At 42.6% G+C, this 758-nt stretch carries 2 protein-coding genes; both read left to right on the top strand.

What is annotated here, in order from left to right:
- Positions 1–159: 159 nt before the first annotated feature.
- Positions 160–558 carry an IS200/IS605 family transposase gene (gene tnpA, locus ACYQ4S_RS12060; RefSeq protein WP_459771398.1) on the top strand — a complete coding sequence of 133 codons (399 nt, stop codon included), beginning with the start codon at positions 160–162 and terminating at the stop codon, positions 556–558.
- Positions 559–563: 5 nt separating this feature from the next.
- On the top strand, positions 564–758 hold a 195-nt coding region (locus ACYQ4S_RS12055; protein WP_459771396.1), incomplete at its 3' end, for a hypothetical protein.

Below are 758 nucleotides of genomic sequence, written 5' to 3'. Positions count from 1 at the left end.
CAGTTTTCCGAGCGAGAAAACCCACGGTTTCAATCGTGGGATGATAGCTCGGCAGGGATGAGGGTTCGCTTTGGCGAACTCGAAAGCCCTGTGATATATTCGAATATTTTTTGAGTATGTTCGGTATGTTTTCATACACGTATAGAGTATAATGGATACATGGAAAATTACCGTAGAACTAAAACAACCGTCAGCCTCATCAACTATCATTTTGTGTTTTGTCCTCGGTACAGACGAAAGATTTTCTTGAATCCCTCTCTCGAAGAACGGTTCAAGAAATTAGTTCAAGACATTTGTGATGAACAAGGCTTCCACCTCCTTGCTTTGGAGACGGATGAAGACCATGTTCATCTGTTCTTGAATGTGTTGCCGTCTGTCAGTCCTGCGGATGTAATGGCTAAAATCAAAGGAGGGACATCGAAAATCATCCGTGACGAGTTCTCCGAGCTGAAAGCAATGCCAAGCTTGTGGACTCGTTCTTACTTCGTATCCACCGCAGGAAATGTGTCAAGCCAAACGATCAAACGATATGTTGAATCTCAAAAGACAAGGAGTTGATTCCCATGCCTCAAACGATTACGGTTAAAATAAAGTTACTGCCAACGAAAGAACAAGCAGATATTCTGGCTGAAATGAGCGAAGAATATATCTCGACCATCAACTCCCTTGTAGTGGAAATGGTGGAAGAAAGAAAACCTACCCGTAAAACAAGCAAAGATATTGAGGCCTATTTGCCCAGTGCTGTAAAAGCACAAGCT

It is taken from the genome of Alkalibacterium sp. s-m-28 (assembly GCF_054658175.1).
This window is presented reverse-complemented; position numbering and strand designations above follow the sequence as displayed.

Excerpts from the sequence above, each read along its gene's own strand:
- tnpA (WP_459771398.1), top strand. The coding sequence starts at position 160 with ATGGAAAATTACCGTAGAACTAAAACAACCGTCAGCCTCATCAACTAT.